Consider the following 9,358-nt stretch of genomic DNA (forward strand, 5'->3'; position numbering starts at 1 on the left):
CGTCCAGTCAGAAAAAGAGAGCGACCGGTCACCAATAAGGGTTACTGGTGCCCATCCAGTCAGAAAAAGGGAATGACCGGTCACCAATAAGGGTTACTGGTGCCCGTCCTGTCAGAAAAAAGGAGCGACCGGTCACCAAAAATTGGTTTAGGTGCCCGTCCCGTCAGAAAAAGAGCACGACCGGTCACCAATAATAGATTCTATCCCGTCCAATCAGCCGAACACCCATTTAATTTCTAATATTCCGTATATTTATACAGATTTTTGTCGAGTTGAGTCATTTCCTTCAATGGGGTTAAAATAAAGGTAGAAAATGATTTATTGGCTTAGGGAGGGCTTTTTTATGAATAAGTTGGCGATTATTGGGATGCCTATGGATTTGGGTCAAGCTAGACGTGGAGTTGATATGGGGCCTAGTGCTATTCGATATGCAGGAGTAAATGAGCGGTTAAAAGCATTGTTTGATGAAGTTCATGACAAGGGAGATATTGCTATAGGGAGACCAGAAGTAGAGGTTGATCCGGTTTCCAACCTGCGCAATTTGAAATTAATTGCTGAGAAAACAGAATTGCTCGCTAAAGAGGTGGATCAAGCCATTGAGGATCAAGCGTTTCCACTTGTACTTGGGGGTGATCACAGCATTGCGATTGGCACACTGGCTGGGGTTGCTAAGCACTATAAAAATTTAGGCGTAATTTGGTATGATGCCCATGGGGATTTAAATACGGCAGAGACTTCTCCTTCAGGAAATATTCACGGGATGCCGCTTGCTGTTAGTTTAGGCATGGGTCATCCATTGCTTACCAATGTGGGTGGCTTTGCTCCGAAAGTAAAGCCAGAGAATATTGTCATTATTGGAGCTCGTTCTTTAGATGAGGGCGAAAGGGAATTAATAAAAGAGCTGGGAATTAAAGTGTATACGATGCATGAAATCGACCGCTTGGGTATGACGAAGGTTATGGAAGAAACGATTAACTATTTAAAAGAGAAAACGGATGGGGTCCATCTGTCTCTTGATCTAGATGGGTTAGATCCTCATGATGCACCTGGAGTAGGAACTCCGGTTATTGGCGGAATCAGCTACCGGGAAAGCCACTTAGCCATGGAAATGCTAGCGGAAGCACGGTTGATTACCTCAGCTGAATTTGTTGAGGTAAATCCGATTTTAGATGAAAAGAATAAAACAGCATCTGTTGCTGTTGCTTTAATGGGTTCATTATTTGGCGAAAAGCTTCTATAAAAAATACCAGGCAGTGGCTCAACAAAAAGCCCTGCCTAATTTTTTTTATTCTGGGTGTAGTATAAATTGAGCAGCCTGTCCAGTTTTGTACTCATGTCTACTACTTGTTGACTACACAGAGAAGAGGAGGATGCTAAATAAATCATTTCTCTTCTGCAATCTTCTATATCCTTTAATAGTTTACAATCACACATGAGACCACCCCTTTTTTGCTTTTGGATATACCTATTTATAACTGCCTGAATTTCGAAATAGAAAAGCTTTAGGACGTACATCTTTGGCAATCCTCAAATTTTACTTACTATAATCCCCGTAAAATAAAATTATTAAACACCAGCAGTAAATATTTGTTAATATAGATATGGTTAGTATTTTTAAAAAAAAGTGAAACCTTTTCCGCTATCGATCGTAATATCGATTAGCCGCATTAGAGCGGAGGTAAAAGAAAAATGGAGACAATCGTAAAGAAAAGGATTAAGCAGGTACTAAAAGGGGATCAAGACTCCTATGCAGAAATAGTAGAAATCTATAAAGAAAAAGTATATATGATTTGCTATAGAATGCTGGGAAATAGACATGAAGCAGAAGACATTGCACAGGAGGCTTTTTTAAGAGCTTACGTGAACATTCATAGTTTCAATATAAATCTGAAATTCTCTTCATGGCTTTATCGAATTGCTACGAATCTTTGCATCGATCGAATGAGGAAGAAGAAACCTGATTATTATTTAGATGCAGAGGTAGCAGGGACTGACGGGTTAACGATGTATTCGCAAATTGCTGCAGATACGAGTCTGCCCGAGGAGGATCTTGAAAGTCTGGAGCTGCAAGAGACAATTCAAAGAGAAATTTCCAAGCTCCCAGAAAAATACCGTACAGTGATTGTTCTCAAATATATTGAAGAACTTTCCTTAAATGAAATAAGCAAGATATTAGATTTGCCATTAGGTACGGTTAAAACAAGAATTCATCGGGGAAGAGAAGCATTAAGAACCCAATTACGACACGTATAACTTTATTCAGCAATAAATTCCCACCTTCATAGGTGCGAGTTAAATGTAAATGGGGTTCAAACATTGGCTGAATAAAGTAAAGCCTCCGGCGAGCCTTTCGATTTTTTAAGGAATTTATCGAGCGAGCTCAGGTAAATCTGGGCGCAAATAAGCCAAGGCGAATTTGATTATGAAGAGGGTGAGAACTTTGAAGTGTCCAGCAGAAGTGATTCTTTATATGCATGAATATTTAGATGAAGAGATCTCAGCCGAACATGAAGCAGAGTTAAGAGCGCACTTGCAAAGCTGCAAAGAATGCCAGGCGCATTTCCATGAATTACGAAAGACTATTGCACTTGTCAGAAGTACTTCACATATACAAGCGCCATCCGATTTTACCGCAAAAGTGATGGCCAAATTGCCAAAGGAGAAGCGGAAGGTCGGTTTCCAGCGCTGGATTAGACAGCATCCGCTAGTGACGGCTGCATCTCTATTCCTCGTACTCATGATGGGAAGCATCATTTCCTCGTGGGAACAAGATCATCAATTCTCTGTGTCGAGACAGCCCAATCTCGTAGTACAAAATGACACAGTCATTGTTCCTGAAGGAGAGGTAGTCAAGGGTGACGTCATCGTTAAAAATGGCAAATTAAAAATAGAAGGACAAGTTGAAGGAAATGTGACCGTTATTAACGGAGAGAAATATTTGGCATCGGCTGGAAAAGTCACAGGGGAAATAAAAGAGGTGAATGCTGTTTTTGATTGGATGTGGTATCATATCAAAAAAACAGCTAAAGAGGTAGTTAGCATATTTGAAGGCAGTGAGCCTGAGACGGTTCAATAACAAACAATCATTCTACAACGGAATCTTGCTTTTAGGCAGGATTCCGTTATTTTATATGGAAAGTTAACAGTATCCAGACGGGTGGTATTGCATGCTTTATGGTATAATATGAAAGCTATGTTAATGAATAATGATGCTTTTAATATATATTTGGAGGAAGGATAATGTCGTTTTCAGATTTCTCTATACTGAAATTATTAGCAAATACTGTTGACATTCTCCTCGTTTGGTATGTCATCTATAAACTGATTGTCATTGTCAAAGGGACGAAAGCCGTTCAATTGGTAAAAGGAATATTTGTTATTCTTCTTGTAAAGGTAATCAGTGATAATTTCCACCTCCAGACACTTGGGTGGATGATGCAGCAGGTACTTACTTGGGGATTTGTAGTGATTGCAATCATTTTCCAGCCTGAGTTAAGAAGAGCCCTTGAACAACTTGGGCGGGGACGATTTTTTTCTAGAACAGGCAATCAGGAGTCAGAAGATCAGGAAAAATTGGTTGAATCGATTGTGAAGGCTGTCGATTATATGGCTAAGCGCCGGATTGGGGCCTTAATTTCCATTGAACGGGAAACCGGAATGGGCGATTATATCGAAACAGGCACACCGCTAGAATCAAAAATTTCGTCAGAATTACTGATCAATATTTTTATCCCTAATACACCATTGCATGATGGGGCTGTTATTTTACAAAAAAATCAGGTGGCTGCTGCTGCTTGCTATCTTCCTTTGTCAGAAAGTCCATTTATCTCGAAGGAGCTTGGAACCAGGCACAGGGCTGCACTAGGGATTAGTGAAGTAACGGATAGTGTAACGGTAGTTGTTTCAGAAGAGACGGGCAGTATTTCGCTAACAAAAAATGGCGAACTTCACCGTGACTTACAATCTGATGACTTTAAGGAAATGTTAACAACGGAATTGATTACACAAAACCGAGTTAAACAAGCTTCTTCCGCTCGTTGGAATTGGAGGGCGAAGAAAAATGGATAAATTAATTGACAAGCTGATTGGCACACGCTGGTTTATGAAGATTACCGCATTAATTCTTGCCATGCTTCTCTTTACTTCTGTTTATGATCCACAAAAGGACGTTTCCAACATTAATGTGCCTAGCGGGGAGGATTATGAAATTCTATCGGATATACCAGTTAAAAGCTATTATGATACTGACAATCTTGTAGTAACAGGCGTCCCGGAAACGGTGAAAGTGACCATACAAGGTCCAAAGAATCTATTGCAACCCGCAAAAGCGCAACGTAATTTCGAAGTATATGTGGACTTAACAAATGCTGCCATTGGCACAAAACGCGTTCCGTTGGAAATTCGAAATTTATCAGACAAGCTGAAAGCGACAATTGATCCTGCCTATGTAAATGTCAGCATTCAGGAGAAAGTAACAAAGGATTTTAAAGTAGATGTAGAATTTGATAAGACCTTGTTAGAGGCGGGCTATATTTCCGAGCCTCCTGAGGCAGAGCCGAAAAGTATAAAAATAACGGGAGCTAAGGATGTCATTGACAAAATTAGCTATGTAAAAGCGACAGTGAATATAAGGGGGACTATAAAAGAGACTGTTCGAAGAGAAGCACAGATTCAAGTGCTAGATCGGAATATGAATAAGCTTGATGTTTTATTAGAACATGAAATGGTTGATGTCATCATCCCAGTGAAAAGCTTGAGTAAAACAGTTCCCATTAAGGTGATAGAAAAAGGCAGTCCGCCGGCGAACATCAAGATTGATTCCATTACACCTGATATAAAAGAGGCTAAGATTTTTGCTGCACAGGATGTGTTAGATAGGACGGACAGCGTAAGGGTCGAAGTAGATGTTAGCCAAATCAATGAAGATACGGAAATATCACTGCCTGTCATCATTTCTGAAGGAATTATTGAGGTGAATCCAAAAACGATCAGAGTAGCGATCCAAACAAGTGAAATTCCACAAGAGGGAGATCAAACTGTAGAAACGGATGAGAATAAAACTTTCTCTAATCTTCCAATCAGTTTTTCGGGCCTCCCTAACCAATATGAGGCAGAAGTGTTATCGCCAAATAACGGTGCCAGCCTAACTGTTACAGGAAAAAGCGAAATGATTAAGCAATTAAAAGCTAGTGATTTTCTTGTTTTTCTTGATTTATCTAATATAGAAGCGGGAGACCATGACGTCAAAATTAATGTAAATGGTCCTTCAAATGTTCAATGGAATCTGGCAACGGATGTAGCAAAAGTTACGATTACACAAAAAGAGATTTAATATAAATAATGTTTAAAGGAGAGTATGCATTAATGGGAAAATATTTTGGTACGGATGGGGTACGTGGAGTCGCAAATAGCGAGTTGACACCTGAGTTAGCTTTTAAATTAGGGCGTTTTGGAGGATATGTTCTGACTAGAGATAAAAGCCGTCCAAAAGTATTAATTGGCCGTGATACTCGTATTTCTGGACACATGCTTGAAGGGGCACTCGTTGCTGGTCTATTATCTATCGGAGCAGAGGTCATGCGTCTTGGCGTCATTTCAACGCCTGGTGTTGCTTATTTAACAAAAGCACTTGGGGCAGAAGCGGGCGTCATGATTTCTGCTTCACATAATCCTGTGGCAGACAACGGAATTAAGTTTTTTGGCCCTGATGGGTTTAAGCTATCTGATGAACAGGAAAATGAAATCGAAAGCTTTATGGATCAAGAGGAAGATCAGCTGCCAAGACCGGTCGGAGCCGAGCTTGGACAGGTGAATGATTATTTCGAGGGCGGACAGAAATACTTGCAATTTTTGAAGCAAACTGTGGATGAGGATTTCTCCGGCATCCATATTGCTTTGGATTGTGCTCACGGAGCGACATCTTCCCTTGCATCACACTTATTTGCCGATTTAGATGCAGATCTATCCATGATTGGAGCTTCTCCTAATGGATTAAATATTAATGAAGGTGTAGGATCAACACATCCTGAGACGCTTGCTGCATTTGTAAAGGAAAAGGGAGCAGATGTCGGTTTAGCATTTGATGGGGATGGAGATCGCCTTATTGCGATAGATGAAAATGGCGACATTGTAGATGGCGATCAAATTATGTATATATGCGGGAAATACCTGAAAGAACAAGGCAGACTGCGCCATAGTACAGTGGTTTCGACTGTTATGAGCAACCTTGGTTTTTATAAAGCGCTGGAGGCGAACGGCATTCAAAGCATTCCAACAGCTGTTGGTGACCGCTATGTAGTAGAAGAAATGAAGAAGAATGGCTATAATCTTGGAGGCGAGCAATCCGGCCATATCATTTTCCTTGATTATATTACGACAGGCGATGGGCTCCTAACAGGTCTTCAGCTTGTAAACATCATGAAAATGACGAAAAAGCCATTATCAGAGCTTGCAAAGGAAATGCAAAAGTTCCCGCAAAAGCTTGTGAATATTCGTGTGACAGATAAGCACCATGTGACAGATAATGAAAAAGTAAGTGCGATTATTTCAGAGGTTGAAAAAGAAATGAGTGGAAATGGCCGCATTTTGGTGAGACCATCTGGAACAGAGCCGCTTGTTCGTGTGATGGCCGAGGCGCCAACAGAAGAGCTATGCAACTCTTATGTGGAGAGAATTGCTGCTGTGGTCGTAGAAGAAATGGGATTGAATGAAGAGTAAACAGGCTATGCATAAGGGAACCGAACCGTTCTCTTATGCATATTTTTATTGTATAGGGAGTTTTTTTCCTCTATTTTTCAATTGACGAAAGAGTTTTTTGTGTGTATGATATTACTGTTTTTTAAAATAAATGGAAAGGTGGGCCGTTTTATTGTAAAAAAAATTAATATTGAAGCGCCTGGACTAATTCAGAACGGAAGTGGATTAGTTGACGAGGAGGAGGTTTATCGAAATGTTCGGCGGATGCCTCCCGGTTCAAAGCAAACCGTTATTCCATCTATAAAACATTAGGGTAACTTAATGCACAAAGAGATGGGAATGCTAATTATTAAAAATGACGTTTGATGAAAACAGCCACTGTAAAAAACAACATTACTAGTCGCTTGTCAAAAGAAAACGTCAGAAGATCAATTACAGAGATGAGGGGCAAGACTGTCCCAAAAGGCTTCTTGCCCCTTCCGATTTAGGAGGAAAAGAAGTATGTGTGGTATCGTAGGATATATTGGAAATTTTGATTCGAAAGAAATTTTGCTTAAAGGCTTAGAAAAGCTTGAATATAGAGGATATGATTCAGCAGGAATTGCTGTAATGAACGAGAACACTGTACATGTTTTTAAAGAAAAGGGCCGTATTGCTGATTTAAGAAACATGGTTGATTTTGATGTTTATGCCGAGCTAGGAATAGGTCATACTCGCTGGGCTACACATGGAGTGCCAAGTGTAGCCAATGCTCACCCGCACCAAAGCGCATCAGGGCGCTTTACTCTGGTTCATAATGGTGTCATTGAAAACTATGAAATCCTAAAGCGCGAATATTTGCAAGGCGTTCCTTTTAACAGTGATACAGATACGGAGGTCATCGTTCAGCTGATTGAATTGCTCGCGAATGAAGGACTAACAACTGAAGAAGCGTTTCGCAATACGCTTAAGCAATTAAATGGGTCGTATGCACTTGCCCTTTTAGACGAAAAGGATAATGAAACCATCTACGTTGCGAAAAATAAAAGCCCGCTGCTAGTCGGATTAGGTGATAGATTTAATGTGATCGCATCAGACGCAATGGCCATGCTTCAAGTAACGGACCAATATGTAGAGTTAATGGACAAAGAAGTCGTCATCGTGAGAAAAGATGAAGTAACGATCATGAACCTTGATGGTGAAAAAGTCACCCGTGATCCTTATACAGCAGAATTAGATGCAAGCGACATTGAAAAAGGCACATATCCGCACTATATGTTAAAGGAAATTGACGAACAGCCTTTAGTGATGCGGAAAATTATTCAAAGCTACCAGGACGAAAAGGGAGCTTTAACAATTGATGGCGAAATTCTACAAGCAATGAATGAGGCAGATCGTATTTACATCATTGCAGCGGGAACGTCCTACCATGCTGGACTCGTTGGGAAACAATTCATTGAAAAAATGGCGAAAATTCCGGTAGAAGTGCATATTTCCAGTGAGTTTGGCTACAACATGCCGTTGCTTCCTGAAAAACCTCTATTCATCTTTATTTCACAGAGCGGGGAAACTGCCGACAGCCGTGCTGTACTTGTGAAAATTAAAGAAATGGGCTATAAAGCGATTACGATTACAAATGTGGCTGGCTCAACACTTTCCCGTGAAGCGGATTACACGTTACTGCTTCATGCTGGTCCTGAAATTGCTGTTGCTTCGACAAAAGCGTACACAGCACAACTTGCGGTATTAGCGATTTTAGCTGAGGTTACAGCAAAGAGCCGTGGAATAGAAATGGATCTTGATCTTTCTCGAGAGCTTGGCATCATTGCGAATGCGATGGAAGTGCTCTGTGATGAAAAAGAAGAATTCGAAGCAATTGCCCGTGAATTTTTATCCGTTACTCGCAATGCATTTTTCATTGGCCGTGGACTAGACTTCTATGTCGGTCTTGAAGGAGCACTAAAGCTGAAGGAGATCTCTTATATTCAGGCAGAAGGGTTTGCAGGAGGCGAATTAAAGCACGGCACGATCGCTTTAATCGAAGACGGCACACCAATTATCGCCTTAGCTACTCAAGAAAGTGTTAATTTAAACATCCGCAGCAACGTCCAAGAAGTCGCTGCCCGAGGAGCCAACGCGTGCATCATCTCTATGAAAGGTCTGGAAGTGGAAGAAGATAATTTTGTCATTCCAGCCGTGCACGAACTATTAACACCTCTTATCTCTGTTGTACCATTGCAACTAATTTCTTACTACGCTGCTTTACACCGGGACTGTGATGTTGACAAGCCGAGGAATTTGGCGAAGAGTGTGACGGTGGAGTAAGTGGAAAGTTTGGGAATTGATACTTGTGTCTAACGACAACTCAGTCGTGACCTAGAAACCAGTATTTTTAAACAAGGTTTTTGATATTAAAAAAAGTAAGTTATTTTCTAATTAAAACAAGGAATGTCCCTTTCATATGGGACATTCCTTGTTAATTTTTATCTAATTACTAACTTATGTTGCTTTGAAATAAAGTTTGTTCGAGAACATCTTACAAACCTGTTTTTTATGGTAAATTTGAAAATTCACTAAAAAAAGATTGATCAAAATGGATTCTTTTTCAATTGACCTAGATGGAGTAGTATATAAAATTTTGATCATTTTATACCAATGTTATTCTACAATCGCGCCCGATTGT

9 protein-coding genes are annotated in these 9,358 nt (G+C 40.3%); 8 read left to right on the forward strand and 1 reads right to left on the reverse strand.

Annotated elements, in window-relative coordinates; all coding sequences use genetic code 11:
• Positions 1 to 343 precede the first annotated feature (343 nt).
• On the forward strand, positions 344 to 1,240 hold the full coding sequence (rocF, locus tag V7122_RS17225; protein WP_335347331.1) for an arginase: 897 nt from the start codon (positions 344 to 346) through the stop codon (positions 1,238 to 1,240).
• Positions 1,241 to 1,275: 35 nt separating this feature from the next.
• Here rocF and V7122_RS17230 read toward each other — a convergent pair whose 3' ends face one another.
• On the reverse strand, positions 1,276 to 1,515 hold the full coding sequence (locus V7122_RS17230; RefSeq protein WP_335347332.1) for an aspartyl-phosphate phosphatase Spo0E family protein: 240 nt from the start codon (positions 1,513 to 1,515) through the stop codon (positions 1,276 to 1,278).
• A gap of 174 nt (positions 1,516 to 1,689) precedes the next feature.
• Here V7122_RS17230 and sigW point away from each other — a divergent pair, with 174 nt between their 5' ends.
• From sigW to glmS, 7 genes are all read left to right on the forward strand, one after another.
• Positions 1,690 to 2,253, forward strand: coding sequence for an RNA polymerase sigma factor SigW (gene sigW, locus V7122_RS17235; protein WP_335347333.1), 564 nt, complete (start codon positions 1,690 to 1,692; stop codon positions 2,251 to 2,253).
• A 187-nt stretch (positions 2,254 to 2,440) separates the two neighbouring features.
• Positions 2,441 to 3,076, forward strand: a complete 636-nt coding sequence (locus tag V7122_RS17240; protein ID WP_335347334.1) for an anti-sigma factor — start codon at positions 2,441 to 2,443, stop codon at positions 3,074 to 3,076.
• Positions 3,077 to 3,240: 164 nt separating this feature from the next.
• On the forward strand, positions 3,241 to 4,068 hold the full coding sequence (gene cdaA, locus V7122_RS17245) for a diadenylate cyclase CdaA (RefSeq protein ID WP_335347335.1): 828 nt from the start codon (positions 3,241 to 3,243) through the stop codon (positions 4,066 to 4,068).
• The gene (locus V7122_RS17250; protein WP_335347336.1) at positions 4,061 to 5,332 is read left to right on the forward strand and encodes a CdaR family protein; all 1,272 of its coding nucleotides are present in this window, start codon (positions 4,061 to 4,063) and stop codon (positions 5,330 to 5,332) included. The genes cdaA and V7122_RS17250 overlap by 8 nt, the downstream gene beginning before the upstream one ends.
• Before the next feature lie 32 nt (positions 5,333 to 5,364).
• A complete protein-coding gene (glmM, locus tag V7122_RS17255) occupies positions 5,365 to 6,717 on the forward strand; it encodes a phosphoglucosamine mutase (protein WP_335347337.1) in 1,353 nt (450 codons plus the stop codon).
• A 105-nt stretch (positions 6,718 to 6,822) separates the two neighbouring features.
• Positions 6,823 to 7,008: a hypothetical protein gene (locus tag V7122_RS17260; protein ID WP_335354242.1), complete on the forward strand. Its 186-nt coding sequence runs from the start codon at positions 6,823 to 6,825 to the stop codon at positions 7,006 to 7,008.
• Positions 7,009 to 7,197: 189 nt separating this feature from the next.
• A complete protein-coding gene (glmS, locus tag V7122_RS17265; RefSeq protein WP_335527795.1) occupies positions 7,198 to 9,000 on the forward strand; it encodes a glutamine--fructose-6-phosphate transaminase (isomerizing) in 1,803 nt (600 codons plus the stop codon).
• Positions 9,001 to 9,358 lie beyond the last annotated feature (358 nt).

It is taken from the genome of Bacillus sp. JJ1532 (assembly GCF_036965085.1).
Classification (GTDB): Bacteria; Bacillota; Bacilli; order Bacillales; family Cytobacillaceae; genus Cytobacillus.

Excerpts from the sequence above, each read along its gene's own strand:
- cdaA (WP_335347335.1), top strand. The coding sequence starts at position 3,241 with ATGTCGTTTTCAGATTTCTCTATACTGAAATTATTAGCAAATACTGTT.
- V7122_RS17250 (WP_335347336.1), top strand. The coding sequence starts at position 4,061 with ATGGATAAATTAATTGACAAGCTGATTGGCACACGCTGGTTTATGAAG.
- sigW (WP_335347333.1), top strand. The coding sequence starts at position 1,690 with ATGGAGACAATCGTAAAGAAAAGGATTAAGCAGGTACTAAAAGGGGAT.
- glmS (WP_335527795.1), top strand. The coding sequence starts at position 7,198 with ATGTGTGGTATCGTAGGATATATTGGAAATTTTGATTCGAAAGAAATT.
- glmM (WP_335347337.1), top strand. The coding sequence starts at position 5,365 with ATGGGAAAATATTTTGGTACGGATGGGGTACGTGGAGTCGCAAATAGC.
- V7122_RS17230 (WP_335347332.1), bottom strand. The coding sequence starts at position 1,515 with ATGTACGTCCTAAAGCTTTTCTATTTCGAAATTCAGGCAGTTATAAAT.
- rocF (WP_335347331.1), top strand. The coding sequence starts at position 344 with ATGAATAAGTTGGCGATTATTGGGATGCCTATGGATTTGGGTCAAGCT.
- V7122_RS17260 (WP_335354242.1), top strand. The coding sequence starts at position 6,823 with ATGATATTACTGTTTTTTAAAATAAATGGAAAGGTGGGCCGTTTTATT.